This is a genomic window from Streptomyces sp. NPDC005302, assembly GCF_040607345.1.
GTDB lineage: Bacteria > Actinomycetota > Actinomycetes > Streptomycetales > Streptomycetaceae > Streptomyces.
Genome location: NZ_JBEXGN010000024.1, coordinates 90,630 through 109,274, shown reverse-complemented (window position 1 = coordinate 109,274; position 18,645 = coordinate 90,630). Strand labels below are relative to the sequence as shown.

General features: G+C 73.4%; 11 protein-coding genes. 3 read left to right on the top strand and 8 right to left on the bottom strand.

What is annotated here, in order from left to right:
• Positions 1 to 122 precede the first annotated feature (122 nt).
• The 6 genes from ABZT74_RS28975 to ABZT74_RS28950 all read right to left on the bottom strand — a co-directional run bounded on the left by ABZT74_RS28975 (position 123) and on the right by ABZT74_RS28950 (position 10,177).
• On the bottom strand, positions 123 to 1,154 hold the full coding sequence (locus ABZT74_RS28975; RefSeq protein WP_356439452.1) for a GNAT family N-acetyltransferase: 1,032 nt from the start codon (positions 1,152 to 1,154) through the stop codon (positions 123 to 125).
• On the bottom strand, positions 1,151 to 2,863 hold the full coding sequence (locus ABZT74_RS28970; protein WP_356439449.1) for an ABC transporter substrate-binding protein: 1,713 nt from the start codon (positions 2,861 to 2,863) through the stop codon (positions 1,151 to 1,153). The genes ABZT74_RS28975 and ABZT74_RS28970 overlap by 4 nt, the downstream gene beginning before the upstream one ends.
• Positions 2,860 to 4,110 (bottom strand): GNAT family N-acetyltransferase, encoded by a 1,251-nt coding sequence (locus ABZT74_RS28965; RefSeq protein ID WP_356439447.1) that lies wholly within the window; start codon positions 4,108 to 4,110, stop codon positions 2,860 to 2,862. The genes ABZT74_RS28970 and ABZT74_RS28965 overlap by 4 nt, the downstream gene beginning before the upstream one ends.
• On the bottom strand, positions 4,107 to 5,405 hold the full coding sequence (locus ABZT74_RS28960; RefSeq protein ID WP_356439445.1) for an ATP-grasp domain-containing protein: 1,299 nt from the start codon (positions 5,403 to 5,405) through the stop codon (positions 4,107 to 4,109). Before ABZT74_RS28960 ends, ABZT74_RS28965 begins: the two co-directional genes overlap by 4 nt.
• A 190-nt stretch (positions 5,406 to 5,595) precedes the next feature.
• Complete coding sequence (locus ABZT74_RS28955; RefSeq protein WP_356439442.1) at positions 5,596 to 5,997, bottom strand: hypothetical protein; 402 nt, start codon at positions 5,995 to 5,997, stop codon at positions 5,596 to 5,598.
• Between the two features lie 136 nt (positions 5,998 to 6,133).
• Positions 6,134 to 10,177, bottom strand: coding sequence for a NocE (locus tag ABZT74_RS28950; RefSeq protein ID WP_356439439.1), 4,044 nt, complete (start codon positions 10,175 to 10,177; stop codon positions 6,134 to 6,136).
• A 183-nt stretch (positions 10,178 to 10,360) separates the two neighbouring features.
• Between ABZT74_RS28950 and ABZT74_RS28945 the strand changes: the two genes are divergently transcribed.
• The 3 genes from ABZT74_RS28945 to ABZT74_RS28935 all read left to right on the top strand — a co-directional run bounded on the left by ABZT74_RS28945 (position 10,361) and on the right by ABZT74_RS28935 (position 15,623).
• Positions 10,361 to 10,933 (top strand): hypothetical protein, encoded by a 573-nt coding sequence (locus tag ABZT74_RS28945; RefSeq protein WP_356439435.1) that lies wholly within the window; start codon positions 10,361 to 10,363, stop codon positions 10,931 to 10,933.
• 176 nt (positions 10,934 to 11,109) lie between these two features.
• Positions 11,110 to 12,024: a glycosyltransferase gene (locus ABZT74_RS28940; RefSeq protein ID WP_355878849.1), complete on the top strand. Its 915-nt coding sequence runs from the start codon at positions 11,110 to 11,112 to the stop codon at positions 12,022 to 12,024.
• 401 nt (positions 12,025 to 12,425) lie between these two features.
• Positions 12,426 to 15,623: a BTAD domain-containing putative transcriptional regulator gene (locus ABZT74_RS28935; protein WP_356439433.1), complete on the top strand. Its 3,198-nt coding sequence runs from the start codon at positions 12,426 to 12,428 to the stop codon at positions 15,621 to 15,623.
• A 241-nt stretch (positions 15,624 to 15,864) separates the two neighbouring features.
• On the opposite strand, the gene ABZT74_RS28930 is transcribed toward ABZT74_RS28935, so the two are convergent.
• Both ABZT74_RS28930 and ABZT74_RS28925 read right to left on the bottom strand, forming a co-directional pair.
• Positions 15,865 to 17,565: a bifunctional 3'-5' exonuclease/DNA polymerase gene (locus ABZT74_RS28930; RefSeq protein WP_356439431.1), complete on the bottom strand. Its 1,701-nt coding sequence runs from the start codon at positions 17,563 to 17,565 to the stop codon at positions 15,865 to 15,867.
• A 68-nt stretch (positions 17,566 to 17,633) separates the two neighbouring features.
• Positions 17,634 to 18,377 carry a Clp protease N-terminal domain-containing protein gene (locus ABZT74_RS28925; protein ID WP_356439428.1) on the bottom strand — a complete coding sequence of 248 codons (744 nt, stop codon included), beginning with the start codon at positions 18,375 to 18,377 and terminating at the stop codon, positions 17,634 to 17,636.
• Positions 18,378 to 18,645: the final 268 nt, after the last annotated feature.

Genomic DNA, 18,645 nt, shown 5'->3' with positions numbered 1-18,645 from the left:
GCCTCCCACCCCCCCCCCCGCGCGGGCGCGCCCCCCCCCCCCCCCCCCCCGCCCCGCCCCCCCCCCCCCCCCCCCCCGGCCCCCCCCCCCGGCCGCGGGGTTTCCCGCCCGAGGGCGGCCGGTCAGCCGGATCCGGTTGCCCCGACCAGGCCCGTCCAGGTCGTCCAGCGGTCCGTCGGGGTGAAACCGAGGGCGGCGTTGACCGCGATCATCGCGGTGTTGTCCTCGGCGTTCGCCGTCTCGATCAGCCGGACGGCGGGTTCGTGCCGCAGCACGTACTCCAGGTTCGCGAGCTTCAGCAGCGCGCCCAGCCGGTGGCCCCGGTGAGCGCGGTGGACGACGGTCATGCCCTGGAGCGCGTAGCCGGGATTTCCGGTGGTCTTGGAGACGCTGGTGTATCCGGCCAGCTTTCCGCTCGCCTCGTGCAGCACACCGGTGTGGTACGCCTTCCGGCCGCGCCCCACCCGCATGGTCTCGAACTCCCGCGCGTAGCTGGTCCCGACCTCCTGGTCCTCGTCGAACGACTCGTCGCCCAGCGACTGTTCGAGCACCGAGACCCGTACCGCGTACGCGTCGGGCGTGATCGTCCCCCAGGTCACCAGCGAGTAGCCCGCGGGGACGGCGGGGAGTCCGGAGGCGAGCGGGTCGTGGCGGGCGAGGTCCAGCCACTGGTGCACACCGGCCGGCGCCGCCGCCCGCCGCGCGCCGACCGAGGAGGCGAAGGCCGCGGGAGCGGTGTCCCGCACGGGGCCGCCGGGCAGCGCCTCCACGACGGTCCCGGAGAGCACGGAACGGCCGTGTCCGGCGGCGAGTTCGGCCGCCCGGCCGTACAGCGCCCGCCCGATGCCCCCGCGTCGCAGCTCCGGGTGGACGAGGAGCTGGTCGACCCGGGCGACGTCCGCGCCGTCGGGCAGCGCGAGCCGCAGCGCGCCGACGACACGGTCGCCCCGGCCCTCGTGACGGACGACCCAGTCCTCCAGCTTGGTCGCGGGCGGCGGGAAGCGCAGCGAGCCCGTCATGTCGGCGGCGCACGGCGGCGCGGCTCCCGGTACGTCCCCGGCCGCGTCGTCGAGCAGCGTCAGCCACTGGCGGACGGTGGTCTCGTCGTCGGCGGCCAGCGGGCTGAGGCGCAGGCCCCGGGTGCTGTCGTTCACGGTGTGTTCTCCCGGTCGGTGCTCTCGGCGCGGTCGGGGGCGACGCCCATCGCCTGGACGTCGTACAGCCCGAAGGCGGGGTGGACGTAGACGTTCGTGACCCACGGGTTGCGGAAGTGCAGGGTCTTGTCGTGGACCAGGGGAAGGATCACGGCGTGGTCCATCACCAGGCGCTCGATCTCCCGCCAGTGGCGCGCCCGTTCGGCGGGGTCGGTGGTGTGCAGGCTCCGGTCGACGAGGTCGTTGACGCGCGGGTCGTCGAGTTCGGAGATGTTCCAGTTGCCGCCGTTGCGGCGGATCTGCCGGCCGTCGACGAGCGGCGCCAGGAAGCCGTACTCGGTGGGGAAGTCGGCGCCCCAGTCGGTGACGACGAGCCCGAGGGCGTGCCTGCGGATCGTGTCCGGGTGTCCGGCGCCGAGGCTGAAGTAGCTGGCGACGTCCAGCTCCTTCACGGTCAGCCGGATGCCGACGCGGGCCACCGACTCCACCACGGCGTCGGCGACGAGGCGGAACTTGCCGCGCTGGGTGCCGATCACCGCCTCGAAGCCGTCCGGCAGTCCCGCCGCCGCGAGTTCGGCGCGGGCCGCGTCGAGGTCGCCGCGCAGGCCGGGTCCGGTGGGGTAGGGGTCGAGGGGCTGGTGGGCGGGGAGCCGGGGCGGGAAGAGCGCCGTGGTCAGGTCACCGCCCATGACCGGTCCGCCGCGCGCCTCTTGGAGCAGGATCTTGTCCGCCGCGTAGTGCACGGCCCGCCGCGCGTGCACGTTGTCGAAGGGCGGGACGTGCGGCTGGATCGAGACGAAGTGCAGGAAGCTGGTGCGCGGGTTGTCGGTGCGCGAGCGCAGCACACCGTCCGCCGTGACGCGGCTCTGCGCCGCGTGCTGAAGCCCCCGGCCTTCGAGGTTGATGTCGAACTCGCCCGCGATCAGGCGCCGGTCGAGCTCGTCGACGTCCACCCCGATGGTCAGCTCGACCCGGTCGGGCAGCGCCGGGCGGACCGGGTCGCCCGCCCGGTCCCAGTAGGGGTTGCGCTCCAGGTGCAGGAAGCGTCCCGGCCGGTGCGCGGCGATGCGGTACGGGCCGCTGGAGCGCGGGTTCTCCCCGTACTCGGCGCCGAGGTCGGCGCGGCGCGGCACGGGCGCGGCGGCGGGCTGCGCCATGAGGTGGTCGAAGTCGGAGAACGGCCGCCGCAGCCGGAAGACGATCGTGCGGTCGTCGGGCGTGAGCACCGACTCCAGCGGTTCGTCGGTGCGGTACGGGCCCGGGTAGGGCCGCGCCGGATCGTCCAGGAGCGGGATGAGGTAGGTCGGTCCGCCGGGCAGCACGTCCTGTGCGAACACCCGCTGCACGGCGTTGCGCAGGTCGTCGGAGGTGATCGGCGAACCGTCGTCGTAGCGCAGGCCGGGGCGCAGCCGGTACGTCCAGGTGCGGCCGCCGTCGCCGACCTGCCCGGGGCCCTCGGCGAGGTCCGGGACGGGTACGAGCCCGGCGGGGCCCGCGTCGGTGGGGTACGCCATGAGGGTGCGGTTGAGCATCCGCTGGAGCAGCCAGACCCAGACGTAGTACGTGCGGGCCGGGTCGAGGGAGTCCACGTCGGCCGAGGACACCAGCCGCAGGGTGCCGCCGCGCGCGGTCGAGGGGTTGACCACGGCTCCGACGGCGGCGTTCCAGCCGGCACCCGCGCGTGTGAGTCGTTCCGTTCCCGTGCTCATCGTGTGGTCGTCTCCCGGTCGGAGGTGCGCGGGGGAGCGTCCGTCCCCCGGGCGGGGCTTCCGGCTCCGGCCGTGGTCCGGGCCGTCACCGGGCGGGGCACCGAGGCCGCGGCGCCGGATCCCGTGCGGTCCAGCCGGAGGAGGAACGCGTGCTCCTCGCTGGCCAGGCAGCCGCGGGCGAGTTTCGCCTCGATGCTGCCGATCCCGGCGTGCAGGACGGACACGCCCTCGCGGGCGGCCGCTTCGAGGACGCGGTAGTACAGGACGTCGTAGTAGAGCGGCAGCTTGCCCTGGGCCTCGTAGTCGAATCCGGCGCGGTGGCCGAACCACTGCTCCTCGCCGCGCGCCCGGGACCGCAGCACCATGCCGAACCCGATGATGCTGCCGTTCTGGCGCGCCACCGAGACCATCGCGTCGTCGCCCATCACCTCGGAGATCCAGCTGAGGAGCCCCGCCGAGTGCTCGGGGCTCGCCGGGTTGCCGTACTTGCGCAGCAGGTTGCAGTCGAGCTCGCCCAGCCGCGGCGCCAGCGCCTTGGTGAGCGGTTCGAGGTGCACCTCGACCTTCGCCTCGGCGAGCGCCCGGCGCTCCAGACGCACCCGGCGGCGCCGGTGCTTGCTCATCCGGGCGAGGAACTCGTCCCAGCCGCCGGGCGGGATGGGCAGCCAGGCGTAGTGCGCCGACAGGTGCGAGCGGTAGCCGCGTGCGTGCAGCAGGTCCACCAACGCGGCGTCACGGACGTCGACATGGGGGAAGCAGACGCTCGCCGCGTCCCGCTCCCGCGCGAGTTGTTCGGCTCGCTCCACCAGGGCCTCGACGTCTCCGGGCTCTGCGTGCGGGCCCGCGAGGGCACGGGTGCGCCCCAGGTGCCGGCCGCCGCACACCAGGGACGGCAGCAGGGCGGCGGGATCGCCCCCGGCGACCTCCCGCAGGACGGCCTGCGCCTCGGGCGTCCCGCCGTCCTCCAGCGCACGGGAGAGCATCGCGTCCGGCCGGGCCAGCAGCCACGGCACCGAGTCGTCGGCCCACGCGGCGACCAGCCCGGCGACGGGACCGCCGTCCCGGTGCCGCATCAGGAAGTCCATCGTGGTGCCGGAGTTGCGCTCCTGCACCGCGAGCCAGCGCGAGGTCTGGAAGAAGTCCTCCGCGCCGAGCAGTCCGTCCCAGCCGGCGCCCGGCAGGCCGGCGGCGTCCGCCACCGGCCGCACGTCACCGCGGCCGGCCGCATACGGACCGGTGCCGGTCACAGCTCCCGCGTCCCGTCCTCGACGACGAAGTCGAGGTGGGCGGCGGCCTTGTCGGCGAGGGCCTGCGCCTCCAGCCGGTCGGGTCCGCTGCAGTAGGTGAAGCCGACACAGGCGGAGTTGTCCATCCGCTGGAGCAGGTGGTCGCCCTTCTCCACGTGCAGCAGCACCTGCACGCCGGGCACCGAGGCGGCGGCCTCCACGCCGTCGACCCGCTCCAGCACGCCGCGCCGCTGCGGGTAGATCATGCGCACGGCGGCGCCGCCGGAGTGCCGGACCGGTTCGATCGCCGGGACCTCGCCGATCGTGAGGAGCCAGGCGTCCAGGATGGGGCTGCGTCCGGTGACGTCGGTGACGAGCATCGTCATGCAGCTCGACGGGGTGCGCGGGTTGGCCTCGATGACGCGCCAGCCCGACTCGGTGCGCCGCACCTCGGTGTGACAGGGGCCGTGGTCGTAGCCGATGGCCTCCAGGGTGCCGACGACCGCCGCGTAGAGCTGGTCGCGCTCCTCGTCGGGGAGCGGCACGGGGAAGGTGTGGCCGCACTCGATGTAGGCCGGGTCGCCGAAGAGGTCCTTCGAGGTGACGCCGAAGACGTGCGTGTGCCCGTTCACGGTCATGGTCTCGACGCTGACCTCGACGCCCTTCACGTACGTCTCCAGCAGGACGTCCCCGGAGCGCGGCTGGCCGCGCAGGCTCCGCCGGATGCCGGACAGCTCCTGCCAGGCCTCGACGAGCTGGGCCATGTCGTCGACGCGGCGCACCCCGTAACTGATCGCCTCCGCCGGCGGCTTGGCGATCATCGGGAAGCCCAGCCGGCGGGCCGCCTCGTCGAGCTGTCCGGGGTCGCTGACCAGCATGTGCGGAATGTTGTAGGGCACGTCGCCGAGCGCCACCCGCAGCCGGTCCTTGGTGTTGGCCCGCTCCACGGCCGCCGGGTCGGGGCCGGGCAGGCCGAGGCGGCGGGCCGCCTGCGCGGCGAGCACCGTGTGGTAGTCGGAGAACGACGTGAGGCCGTCCACGAGGGGTGTGCCGTCCTCGCCGGTCACCACGGACAGCACCGCTTCGAGGTCGGTGGTGTCGACGTCGATGACCCGGTCGACCGCGGCGGCGAGCGGGTGCGCGTCCCAGTCGTGCCCGTGGGTGTACCAGGACCGGTCGCCGGTCAGCAGCCACACCTCCAGACCGTGCTCGCGGGCCTGGTGCAGACCGAGGACGAACGGGTGGTTCTGCATGTGCTCGACGATCGCGATGCGCTTGCCGACGAACATCGCGTAGTCGGCCAAGGGTGTTGTCATGGGGACCGCCTCCATGGTCCCGCCCGCCGATCAGGTCGGGGGCGGTGCAGTCGACTGGCGTTGAACACCAGTTGACCGTGCCGGTCCCGCGGCGGCCATGAATCGGGTGGTCACACGCATAGGCGGTCGGCGAGGCGCATAGGAACACCGCGCCGGGTGCCACCGCGTCCGGCCCTTCGCGCGGGACCGCTCACGCCGGGCGCGGCTGCGCGAGTGCCGCCAGGCCGCCCAGGACGGCGAACAGGGCCAGGAACGCGGCCGTGGCCGCGTTGCCGACGGCGTCCTCGACGACGTGTCCGCCGATCAGGAACCACGCCACCGTGCCCGCGAGCAGCAGGAGGTGGTTGCCGCGTTCGCCGAGCAGGCGCATCCCCGCCCACAGCAGCAGCGGCATGGACAGGACGCCGGCGATCCCGGCGAGCAGCGATTCGAGGGACCCGGCGAGGAAGGCGTCCTCGCTCGCGGCGCGCACGCCCTGCGCCCAGGAGCGGCAGGAGGTCCAGATCCCGTAGCAGACGACGGCGGACACCGCGGCGACGGCGGTGCCCTTCGCCCAGCGGGTGGGGCGGCCGGCGGTGGCGCGGTTCGTCATGGTGGCAGCCTTCCATGGGACGGGCACAGGCACAGGCACAGGCACAGGGACGGGCACGGGGACGGGGGCCCGGGTGCGTGCACCCGGACCCCCGCCCTCATCTCAACTCATGCGGTGCGCAGCCGTGTCGGGCGGCTCACAGCGAGTGCTGCAGGCTGTCGGCGTACAGCCGGGCGCCCGCGATCTTCGGGTGGAACGACTTCATGGACGGTGCCACGTTGCCCGGCAGCCAGTCCCAGTCCCGGTTGTCGGCCTTCGAGTGGCCGGACAGGACGATGCCGTTCACGTCCTCCGGGTCACCGCAGATCGCCTTGCCGGCGAACTCGTCGCGGGGGTCGGAGAACACGGCCTTGGCGTTGTACAGCGTGTTGGCGTCGTCGACCGCGCCCTGCATCTCGGTGGCGAGCGTGTCGGCCATGCCGTTCAGCCACGGAGCCTCCTCGGTGCCGATGCCGAGGACACAACTCCCCTCCTTCTCCAGGAGTTTCGGGTAACCCATCAGCACGATCTTGGCGTTCGGCGCCTTCTGGTGCAGTGCGTTGAGCGTGCTCGCGAGACGGGGTCTGATCTGTTCGTGGAGCCACTTGGGCGCCCACTCCTCCAGGGACCCGGTGGACTGGCCGGTCTTCGAGCCGGTGTCCGGGTCGACGGCGTCGATGGAGTTGTTGTTGCACACGGTCAGGGCCGTGATGCACTCCTGGACGATGTCGGCGAACCGGGCGTCGTTGCCGCCGATGTTCAGCGTGACCAGCGTGGTGTTCTGGTCGAGGTATCCCTGCTGGATCTGCGGCAGTTCACTGCTCTGGCCCTGGTTGAGGATGTTGAAGTGACGGGCGCCGGAGCAGGCGATGAAGTGGTAGTCCATGGCCGCGTCGCGGTCGTCGGCCATCGCGCCGATCGACTTCGTGTAGCCGGGCAGCGTGGCCTGCCGGGACCAGGAGAACTTGGAGCGGTGGCACTTGTCCTCGGTGTCGGGCTGCGAGGAGTCGTAGTAGTCGGACTCGGGGTAGTAGTCGTCGCCGCCGTTCGCCGAGGCGCCCTCGCCCGAGGAGTACGAGTCGCCCATCGAGACGACCTGGTTGGCGGGCTTGGCGCTCATCGGCTGGAAGCCGACGGAGTCCCAGGCGACGTCCTCGGTGCCCTTGCCGTCCTGGGTGACGTTCGACAGGGAGACCGTGGGGGTGCCGGTGAAGTTGAAGACCCCGAGGGAGACCCACTGGTTCTTCATCACCCGCTGGAGCAGTGTCCGGTTGGGGCTGGTCGAGTTGGAGCCGCCCACCTTGTACAGGGCCTGGCGGGTGTGCGCGCCGTGGTCCGGCAGGTGGATCCACACGCGCATCCAGCCGCGGGTGGACTGGTTCAGCGTCCAGGTTCCGGTGGTCTGGAGCTTGGTCGCGTCGGCCGTTCCGCTCTTGTTGGTGTGCGAGAACCAGAAGTGGTTGCCGTACGCGGCGCCGATCTGATGCAGGTCGATCCGGCCGGAGGCGGTGCCGAAGCCGAAGCCGAAGGTGCCCGCCGAGGAGACGGCCCCGCACGATCTGCCACTGGATCCGGCCGGTACGACACCGTTGTCGACGTCGTCGACTACGAAGGTGCCGGACGGCAGACCGGACGAGCAGTCGGGCGGATACGAGTTGGCGTCCGGCTGCTCGGGATAGGTGTCGTCGAACCGGTGCAGCGCGTTGCCGCACAGGGCGGCCGAGGTGCAGTTCTTCCAGGTGGCGGCCTTGGTGAACCAGCACTTCAGGTAGAGCGGGTCCGAGGTGCTCGGGTCGCCGGGCAGCAGGCAGGGGCCGCCGCCGGTGTCGTTGGTGGCGCTGTCGCTGATCTTCGACGGGTTGCAGTTGTTGCTGCTGTCGCAGAACAGCGAGATGGGCGGCTTGGCCGCGGTGCGCGCGGCGGTCGTCGTCCACCAGGCCGCGCGGTAGCCGGGCTGGAAGTCACCGGGGGCGAACATCGCCGAGATCGGGCGCGCCGCCCAGCCGATGACCTTCTCCTCGTACGGCCAGTCCTGCGGGTGCGCGGCGTGGCTGTAGTCGTCACCGCCGGCCGCGTTCTCCAGGAACGGTGTGCGGTTCTCCTTCCACAGCGGGTTGGCCGGGTTGTTGGTCCAGCCGAGGCCCCACTTGCCGGCGTTGCTGCCCGCGTCCGCCTTCAGGTGGTAGCCCGTGTTGTACGACCACAGGGCGGCGAACCAGTTCTCGATCCACTGCGGGCTGCCGTCGTTGATGGTGATCCCGTCGGCACGGGTCTGGTTCCACTTCTCGACCAGGATGTTCACGCCGGACGCGATGTTCGCCGCGTAGTCGAGGGCGACCGCCTCCTGCTGCGCGGGGGTCTTCGTCGGCTGGCCCTTGCCCGGCAGCCGCATGCCGTCGGTGACCTGGGTGACGCCGTAACCGCAGTCGGACTTGCTCCAGTCGATGGCCCACGGGTCGGTCTGGGTGCCGTCGGAGGAGTAGGAGACGCCGTAGAAGTTGCCGACCAGCGGGTTCGCCGTGACGCCGGGGACGGCGTACCGGGTCGCCTGCCACATGTTCGACTCCTGCGCGGTGACGCCGAGCATCACCTGTGCGGGGATGTGCCAGTTGGCGCCGCTGCCACCGCTCAGCGCCTGGAGCGGGAACATGGTCTGCGGCGCGTAGGCGCCCATGCCGGTGTTCTTCCAGTTCGCCGCGCGGGTCGCGCCCTTGTTGAGGGTGCCGACGACGGCCTGGTCCACGGCCCACTCGATCTGCCGCGGGGTCGGCTGGAACGCCTGCTTCTTCGGGTCGTTGCGCGGCACCGAGCACGTGCGGTCGGTGTCGACCGGGGCGGCCATCGGGCTCGCCTTGCCGGACTTCCCGGACGTGCCCTTCCCCGGCGCGGACCCGGCGGGCGCGGCGAGCGCGGGGCTCATCGCCGTCGCGGCGCGCTGGGCGGCCGCGTCACCGATCCGGTTGCCCGGCGCGGCGTCGAGGACGGTGCTCTTCCCGGTGTCGAGTGCCTTCAGCGTGATGCGGGCGGTGCGCGCCGAGAAGGAGTCCTTCTGGGAGATCCGGGAGTCCTTGCCGTCCGCCCACGCGGTGGTCACCGCGGCCCCGCCGCGGCTGGAGATCCGGGCGTCCTTCGCGATGCCGCCCGGGTTGCGGACGGTCGAGGGAAGCGATCCGCCCGTCTTCGCCGAGCCGGTCACGTACACCGCGCCGGCGGGGGTGCGCGCCAGGTCGAACGCGGTGAGGGAGCCCTCCGCGAGCTGGGCGGCGCGGCCCTTGTCGGTGGGTGTGCGCACCGCGCTCGCGGTGACGCGGGAGACGGCGGCCCGGTCGTCGGCGGAGGACTTCTCGGCGCCGCCGGGCAGCCGGTCGATGAACGTGACGCCGCCGTCGGCGTCGGGCTGCAGCTGGAAGGGAACGGCGTGCGTGACGGCCACGGTCCGCACCGCGCCGCCCTGGACACGGACGACCCGGTTTCCGCGGGCGCCGACGATCGCGCCGCCGACGGGGACCGCCGAGGTGACCTGGCCGGGCACCTTCGTGGCCACGGACCTGCCGGTCGCCGCGGTGACCGAGACGAGCCGCGTCTCGTTCTTCCGGGACGTGGCCTCGTCGGTGAACTGCGAGAACACCGCGTTCTCGGTGGTGCCGCAGCCGGGCGAGAAGTAGCCGAGGGTGGCCTGGAAGGGGAGCTTGCGCACGGCTCCGGACCTCAGGTCCACGATCGCGGTGAACGCGCCGCGGCTCAGCAGGTCGGGCTTGTTGGTGAAGGTGCGCGGCGCGTAGGCCACGGCCGCGTACCGGCCGGAGCCGGTCAGGCAGGCGTTGCCGATCCAGGTGTCCGTCTCGAAACCCGGCTCGGACAGCGAGGCGGCGGTCTTCCAGGCGTAGCCGCTCTTCTCGTCGGCGATCATCACGTGGAAGCCGGTGCCGTCGCCGGACGTGGTGAACGCCCGGTCGGCCGACGCGGTGTAGTCCTTGCCGAGCAGCTCGGCGCGCTGCTCGGAGGGGACCGCGTCCGGCCGGCTCTTCGCCGGAGCCTTCCCGTCCGCCGGCACGGACTTGGGGGTGGCGGACCAGCCGTCGGCCGCGCCCGGAGGGGCCGCGTTCGCGTAGGCCTGCGTCGTGCCGATGCCGCAGGCCACCGCTATCGCGATGGCCGAGGCGACCGGGACACGCGCCTTCCTCAGTCTGCTGCGTCTCAACTTCTTTTCCTTCATGTGGGGTTCACGCCCAGGTCTGGGCATGGGACCTGTGGGGGGAGAGCGAGCAGCGTGGCACCGGCCGCTCTTCGGCCTGTCCCCACCAACTCCTTTGCGCCCGTGGCCGGTTTGCGCTGAGTGCGCGTACTCAGGTGTCCCGGCGGCCCCTCTGCCACCCTGGACGGCATGTCCTCGCGCAAGCGCCTCCCGGCCGTCTCCGCCCTGACCGCCGCGACCGCCCTGACCGCGGTCCTCTGTCTGACCGGCTGCGGCACCCACCGTCCGGCCGCGGCACCCGGCGAAGCTCCCGACTCGCCCTCGTCGGTGGCCTCTTCGTCCGCCGCCCCTTCGAGCCCGCACGCCGAGCCGGACCGCGGCGACAGCGCGCCGCACAACGAGGAGAACAACGTCGGACGGCGGCCCGGCGAGATGACCGCGGCGGACCGGGAGAGGGCGAGGAAACAGGCCGCGAAGGTCCGGCCCGTACTGGAGAGGCTCCGCGCCCAGGGCCGCATCGGTCCGGACGCCGTACGCCCCGCGCTCGCCGCCCTCGGGTTCCCGCCTGCAGACCTGCGCGTCCAGGAGCCGTGGTCGCGCTGGAAGGTGGACCACTCGGAGAAGGTGCCGGGCACGCTCTACGGAATCCGGATCGGCGCGACGGCCTGCGTCTCCGGGATGCTGGACGCCGACCAGGTGTGGACGGAGGTCACGGGGCCGTACCCGGAGACGGGGTGCGTGGCCCCGCCGGTGGCGCACTGACGTGATATGACGGCCCGTCACATGAGAGTACGCGTAAGAAGATCCGGAGGAAGCGGTGCCCGGCGGTGGACGTATGGGTCCAGAACCGGACGTACGCGCCGTGGGCCCGGGAGCGTACGTGAGGGGGCTTTCCGGTGAACGGCTAGCATCGCGGCACAGTTGTCGGCCGGGATGGGGTGGGTGTCGTGTCACAGGCGGAGGAGGGGCCGCGGATCGCCGTTGCCGTGGTGACCATGGGCAACCGTCCCGCCGAGGTCGACGCCCTGCTGACCTCGGTGGCCAAGCAGGACCTCGCACCCACCCGGATCGTGATCGTCGGCAACGGCTGTCCGCTGCCCGAGTTCGGCGAGCGCCTCGGCCTGCCGGGCGAGGTGACCGCGATCGAACTCGACGAGAACCTCGGCTGCCCCGGTGGCCGGAACGTGGGGCTCGCCCGGCTGCGTGAGTTCGGGGACGTGGACGTGGTCGTCGAACTCGACGACGACGGCCTCCTCGTCGACGGCGACGTCCTGCGCACGGTGCGCGACCTGTACGCGGCCCGGCCGCGCCTCGGCATCGTCGGCTTCCGCATCGCCGACGAGCTGGGCGAGACGCAGCGCCGCCACGTGCCGAGGGTCGGGGCGAAGGACCCGATGCGCGGCGGACCGGTCACCGGCTTCCTCGGAGGCGGCCACGCGCTGTCCATGCCGATGCTCGCCGAGACGGGGGACTGGCCCGCCGAGTTCTTCTTCGCGCACGAGGAGACCGACCTCGCGTGGCGGGCCATCGACGCCGGCTGGACCGTCCTCTACGAGCCCACGCTGCTCCTCCAGCACCCCAAGACCTCGCCGGCCCGCCACGCCATCTACTACCGGGTCACCGCCCGCAACCGGGTCTGGCTCACCCGCCGCCGGCTGCCCCTGCCGCTGATCCCGGTCCACCTGGGCATCTGGATGGTGCTCACCCTCCTGCGCACCCGGTCGGCCGGCGGGCTGAAGGCGTGGTTCGGCGGATTCGCGGAGGGGCTGCGGCAGTCCGGCGGCGAACGGCGCCCGATGCGCTGGCGCACGGTCTGGCGTCTCACCCGGCTCGGGCGCCCGCCCGTCATCTAGGGACAGCCGTCCGGACCGGGCCACAACGCGCGAGCGGTTGCAGGCGCACCCGCCGCGCGGGCCCGCCCCGGGCGTCCCGCGTCCGCCCCACGGGGGCGCCGGTGGAAGCCCGGCACACGACAGACGGAGGCCCCGGTCGCTCACCTCGACGACCGGGGCCTGCCACGTCCCGAATCCGGCCGCGGCGGCGACACTCCCCCGAGTTACGCGTAGTACGCGCGCACCGTCGGGCCAGATCCGATGTAGTGATCACATCAGGCCACACCAACGGATCGCTAACATGAGGCCAACGTTCCCAGGAGGGAACGGTCGGTCGGTCGGCGCACGCCGTCCTCAGGGCACGCGAACGCGTCGTGGAGCGTGGCCACCGGGGCCGGGCAGGAAGGCAGTGGGGCGGTGTGATGCGGAACGGGCTGCGGTTCGGGCTGCTGGGGCCGCCGGTCCTCCACGGCGCCGACGGTGAGGTCGTCCCGATCGGCAGCGCCAAGACCCGTGCCCTGCTGGCCGCACTCCTCCTCGAACCGGGCCGGGTCGTCTCCGTCGACGCCCTCAAGGACGCGCTGTGGGGCGGCGCGCCCCCTGCCTCCGCCCAGGCCTCGCTGCACAACCACGTGACCCGGCTGCGCCGGCTCCTCGACGACCCGGAACGGCTGCGCGCCGTACCGCCCGGCTACGTCCTGCGGGTCGCCGAGGGCGAACTGGACGTCCGTCTCTTCGAGCGGCACGCCACCGGGGCGCGCGACGCGCACGCCGGACACGACCCGGAGCGCGCGCTGCGGGAATCCGCCGCCGCACTCGCCCTCTGGCGCGGCACCCCGCTGAGCGGCCTGCCGCCCGGGACCGGCGGACACGCCCTCGTCCAGCGCCTGGAGGAGGCACGGCTGCTCGTCATGGAATGGGGGTACGAGGCGGAGCTGCGCCTCGCGCCGACCGTTGCCCGGCTCGACGGTCTCGCCCCCGAACTGGCCGCCCGGATCGCCGAACATCCGCTCCGCGAGTCCTTCCACCGGCTGCTGATGCTCGTCCTGCACCGCACCGGACGCCATGCCGAGGCCCTCGCCGTCCACCGCGACCTGCGGGCCCGGCTCATCGAGGAGCTCGGCATCGAGCCCGGCCCCGCGGTGCGCGAGGCCCACCTGGAGATCCTGCGCGCGACGGACCGGGACGCGAACACCGCCCCCGCCGGTGAGCGGGTGCCGGAAGCGGACCGCGCGGGTGCCGAGACCGGACCCGCGCACCGCGACGGGGAGGAACCCGCCCCGCCGTCCTGCCCCGCCCAACTGCCGCCGCCCCCGGCGCACTTCATGGGCCGCGTGGACCTCCGCGACCAGCTGGTCCGGATCCTGCGCCCGCAGCGGCCGGCCGCGTTCCCGGAGCTCCCGCCCCGGTCCGGCAACGGATGGCACCCCCACTGCGCCGCCCCCGCCTCCACCCCCGTCACCGTGATCAGCGGCATGGCCGGCGTCGGCAAGAGCGCCCTCGCGCTGCACGTGGCCCACGAGCTGAGGGAACGTTTCCCCGACGGTCAGCTGTACGTGAACCTGCACGGCGCCACCCCCGGCATGACCCCGATCACCGCCGGCCAGGCCCTCGCCGCACTCCTGCGCGACCTGGGCGTGGAACCCCGCCGCGTGCCCGAGAACGCGGACGCGGCAGCCGCGTTGCTCCGCTCGACGCTCGCGCCGACCCGCACCCTCCTGGTCCTCGACGACGCGTCCCACGCCGCCCAGGTGCGCCCGCTGCTGCCGGCGGGGCCGGACTGCGCGGTGATCGTGACGAGCCGCTCACCGCTCACCGCCCTGGACGGCGCCCACCGCTTCCCGCTCGCCCCCCTCACGGACGAGGACAGCGCGGCCCTGCTCCGCGCTGTCTCGGGCCGCCAGGACGGACTCGACGGCGCGCACCCCCTCGTCGAACTCACCGGCCGGCTGCCCCTCGCCCTCCGCGTCGTCGCGGCCCGCCTCGCCGCGCGCAGCGCCCTCACCCCCGACGCGCTGGCCGGTCAACTGGCCGCCACCGAGGGGCGGTTGCACCACCTGGAATACGACGACCTGAGCGTGCGCCGCTCCCTGGCCGTCGCGCACGACGCGCTGCGCGCCTCCGACCGAGAGACGGACCGGGACGCGGCGCTCGCCCTGTGCCGGATCGGCGCGCTCGACCTGCCCGTCTACGGAGCCGCCCTGCTCGCCCGTCTCACCGGCACCGGCGAGCGCCGCGCCGAGGCCGCCCTCGACCGCCTCGTCGACGTCGCCCTCCTGGAGGAGACGGCGTACGGCCGCTACGCGCCCCACGACCTCGTACGGGACTTCGCCCGCGAGATCGCGGGCGCCGCGGAGTGCGTCCTCGCGACGGGCCCGGCCCCGGACCCCGCCACCGACCGGCCCGGCACCGGCCGGACCGGAGGCCTCCCCGGCGCCGTCTCCGGCGAGCGTGAACCGGATGACCCCGGCGTGCGGCGCGGCGCCGGCCCCGGCGGGCATGACGCGATCGTCGCCGAGCGGGCCCTGCGCTGGTACGCCTCGGTCGCCGCCCGCTCCCTGGAGGCGATCCTCGAACCCGGGCTCGACCGCGAGGACCGCAGCAGGCCGACCGCCTCGGAGCCCGCCGGGCACACGGCGGACCTCGCGGCCACACCCGCCTTCCGCTCGGCCCGTGAGGCCTTCGCCTGGGGCGACTCCGAGCTGGCGAACGCGGTCGCGCTGGCCGAGCGGTACGCACGCACCTCCCCGTACGTCCCCCTGCTGGCCCGCATGCTCAACCCGTACGTCCAACGCAGCGGTCACGTGGCCGAGTTGGAGCGGCTCCAGCGGGCGGCCCTCGAAGGGGCGCGGCTGCTCGGCGACGAGGCGGCCGAGGCGTACGCGCTCGGCGACCTCGGAGGGCTGCACTTCATGACGGGCCGGGCGGGGGAGGCCCTCGCCCTGAACGACGAGGCGCTGGCGATCTGGCGCCGCCTCGGAGTGCTGTCCTGGGTACGGCGCGGCCTGAACAACCGGGGCATGCTCCTCGAAGGCCTCGGCCGCTACGACGAGTCCGGTGAGGCCCTGCTGCAGAGCCTGCAGTTCTCCCGTGAGCTGGGCGATCCGCACATGGAGGCCATCACCTACAGCCACCTCGGCAACCTGTACGAGCACAGTGATCCGCGCGCCGCCATCGACCACCACAAGCGCAGCCTCGCGATCGGCGAGGCCGTGCAGGACGTGATCATCCGGCACTCCGCGCACTGCAACATCGGCTACGCGCACCTCACACTCGGCGAACCGGCCGCCGCCGTACCGCACTTCGAGGAGAGTCTGCGGGTGCTGGGCAGTCACGGCGACTGGCACGGGGAGTCGCAGACCCGGCTCGGCCTGGTGCGCGCCCTGCGCGGCGTGGGCCACCGGGAACGGGCGGCGCGCGAGTGCGACCTGCTGTGCTGCCGCGCCGACCGCCGCGCCGACCGGTACACCGGCGGTCTCGCCCGGCACCAGCGCGGGCTGCTGCTGCGTGAACAGGGCGACACGCGGGCCGCGTACCGGGAGTGGGCGTCGGCCCTGGAATCACTGGAGGCCACGGACAGCCCGGTCGTGGGTGAACTGAGAAGACTGCTGGCGACGTGATGCCGGCCGACGGACGGCCGGGTCACCGACACCGGGACGGCCCACGGCGAGACCGACGACCGTCAGTTCCCGCCGACAGCCGCATTGCCGCTCCCGGGGACGGCCGGTGGCTCAACGGCCGCCGCCGTGTGCGGCTCACGGGACTGCCGCCGCCGGGAGCTGTGGAGGCTGGAGCGACGACCGCCGGTTCGGGAGCGCGGGTGGTCGGTGCGGGCCGGCGTCGGCGGGCCGTGTGGATCGGCTACTTGGCGTCGGCGTAGCAGCTGACGACCGCTGTCGTGAACGGGAACCGGACCGGGGTCTCCCCGAAGGTGAGGCGGCCGGCGAGTTCGGCCGCGTCGCGGATGGCGGCCACCACGGCGTCGGCCTCCTCGGCGGGACAGTGCACGATCACCTCGTCGTGCTGGAAGAAGACCAGCTCGGCGGCGAGGTCCTCGCAGGTGCGGCGGAGCCCCGCCAGCATCAGCAGGGCCCAGTCGGCGGCGCTGCCCTGCACGACGAAGTTGCGCGCGAAGCGGCCGCGGGCGCGGGAGTCGGAGGACGCGTACCCCGGCACCCAGCCCTGGCCGCCCTGGCCGGCGGGGGTCTCGGCGGGATCGTCCTGCGGGATGCCCGCCTCGTCGCCGCTGTCCTCCCGTGCGCCGGCCGCCGGTGGGCAGGTCCGGCCGAGCCAGGTCCGGACGAGACGGCCCTCCTCGCCCGCGCGGGCCGCGTCGTCCACGTAGGCCACGGCCCGGGGGAAACGGCGGCGCAGGAGCGCGAGGTTCTTGAGCCCGTCGCCGGACGTCTGTCCGTACACCGCGCCGAGCACGGCGAGTTTGGCCTGGGCGCGGTCGCCGGAGAAGGCCCGGTCCGACACCGACTGGTAGAGGTCGCTCTCGCGGCCGGCGACCTCCATCAGACCGGGGTCGCGCGAGATGGCGGCGAGGACGCGCGGCTCCATCTGGTCGGCGTCGGCGACGACGAGACGCCAGCCGGGGTCGGCGACGACCGCCCGGCGGATCACCTTGGGGATCTGCAGGGCGCCGCCGCCGTTGGTCACCCAGCGCCCGGTGACGGTTCCGCCCGGCAGGTACTCGGGGCGGAAGCGGCCGTCGCGGACCCAGTCCTGGAGCCAGGACCAGCCGTGGGCGACCCAGATCCGGTACAGCTTCTTGTACTCCAGGAGCGGTTTCACGGCCGGGTGGTCGATGGACTCGATCTCCCAGCGCCGGGTGGACTTGACCTTGATCCCGGCCTGGGCGAACGCCTTGACGACGTCGGCGGGCAGGTCGGGTCTGACGCGTCTGCCGAAGGCGGCGGAGATCTCGTCGGTCAGCTCGGCGAGGCGGCGCGGCTCACCGCCTCCGGTGTAGCGCTCGCCGAGCAGTTCGTGCAGGACCTCACGGTGGACGTCCGCGCTCCAGGGCAGGCCCGACTGGTTCATCTCGGCGGCGACCAGCATCCCCGCGGACTCGGCGGCCGTCAGCAGCCGCATCCGCTCGGGGTGGGCGCTGGTGTCGTGGCGGCGCTGCTGGTCGGCGTAGACGGCGAGGAGGTCCGCGAGCGGCAGGTGGACCGGACGCGGCTCGAAGAGGGAGGACTGCGAACCGGGCTCGGCGGAACGCTGCGGCGGGTCCGGCGGCACGGGGCCGCCGCGCAGTCGTGCCAGCGCGGCGGCCGCCGACCGGGGCTCGCCGAGCCGCCCCTCGTGTCCGAGCAGCAGGGTCTCGGCGGCCTCCATGTCGTAACACCGCTCTACTCGCACCCCCGTGGCGAGCAGACGCGGGTACACGTCGGCCGTCGACCGCCACACCCACCGGGTCACGCCCGGCCGGGTCCGCACGGCCTCGGCGAGGTCGGGCTCCCGGCGGACCGGCCCGATGGGCAGCCCGTCCGGGCCGAGGGCGGCGATCTGCGCGCCGCCGTCCTCGGCCGGCGCGAGAGCCCAGCGCTCGGTCATGCTTCCGAGTCTCGCAGGGGGGTCTGACAACGCGGCCCGGCGACGCGACCGGCGGCTTCGCCGAGTCCCTACGCGGTCTCGTCCGCGGCCGGCTCCTGCCCCACGATCTGGTCGAGCAGGGCGGTGATGTGGGCTTCGGCCCTCGCCTTGTCGACGCCCACACCGCTGAGCACGCCCGTGCCGTTCTCGAACTCCAGCAGGGCGAGCAGGATGTGCTCGGTGCCGACGTAGTTGTGCCCGAGGCGCAGGGCCTCGCGGAAGGTGAGTTCCAGGACCTTCTTGGCGGCCGGACCGTAGGGGACCAGTTCGGGGACCTCGTCGGCGGCGGGCGGCAGGGCGGCGGTGGCGGCCTCGCGGACGGTGTCGAGGGAGACGTCCTGCGCGATGATCGCCCGCGCGGCGAAGGCGTCGGGCTCGCTGAGCAGGCCGAGGACGAGGTGCTCGGGAAGCCCCTCGGTGTTCCCCGCCGCCTTGGCCGCCTCGTGCGCGGCCATGACCACCTTGCGGGCCCGCTCGGTGTAGCGGCCGAAGCCCTGGCTGGGGTCCAGGTCCCCCTCCGCCTTGGGCACGAACCGCTTCTGCGCGGCCTGCCGGGTGACTCCCATGCTCTTGCCGATGTCCGTCCAGGACGCACCCGAACGCCGTGCCTGGTCCACGAAGTGCCCGATCAGGTGGTCGGCGACGTCGCCCAGGTGGTCGGCCGCGATCACCGCGTCCTGAAGCTGGTCGAGCGCGTCGGTGTGCACCTTCTTGATGGCGTCGATGAGGTCGTCGAGCCGTACGGATGCCTTGCCGGGTGGGTTCGTCGTCATGTGTCAACGCTAGGTTGACAGTGCCTGGAGTGTCAACCCGAAGTTGACAGTGGTCGTGGTCCGCGGAGGAGTGTCCGCCCGTGAGTTTCGATGGGATGTGCACGTCGGGATAGGCGGGACGGGATGTGCACGGCGGAAAATATCGAGGGAATCGACGGAGGGGAGTCGATGGAGGGGGGAATCGCCGGAAGGGAATCGATGGTGGGGAGCCCGGGCGCTCGCACCGGAGGGCTCCGCCACGGGCCCCTTCACCGAGCACGCCGGTGCG

Bases quoted from the DNA above. Each gene is read 5' to 3' on its own strand.
- ABZT74_RS28970 (WP_356439449.1), bottom strand. From the start codon at position 2,863: ATGAGCACGGGAACGGAACGACTCACACGCGCGGGTGCCGGCTGGAAC.
- ABZT74_RS28960 (WP_356439445.1), bottom strand. From the start codon at position 5,405: ATGACAACACCCTTGGCCGACTACGCGATGTTCGTCGGCAAGCGCATC.
- ABZT74_RS28955 (WP_356439442.1), bottom strand. From the start codon at position 5,997: ATGACGAACCGCGCCACCGCCGGCCGCCCCACCCGCTGGGCGAAGGGC.
- ABZT74_RS28945 (WP_356439435.1), top strand. From the start codon at position 10,361: ATGTCCTCGCGCAAGCGCCTCCCGGCCGTCTCCGCCCTGACCGCCGCG.
- ABZT74_RS28935 (WP_356439433.1), top strand. From the start codon at position 12,426: ATGCGGAACGGGCTGCGGTTCGGGCTGCTGGGGCCGCCGGTCCTCCAC.
- ABZT74_RS28930 (WP_356439431.1), bottom strand. From the start codon at position 17,565: ATGACCGAGCGCTGGGCTCTCGCGCCGGCCGAGGACGGCGGCGCGCAG.
- ABZT74_RS28925 (WP_356439428.1), bottom strand. From the start codon at position 18,377: ATGACGACGAACCCACCCGGCAAGGCATCCGTACGGCTCGACGACCTC.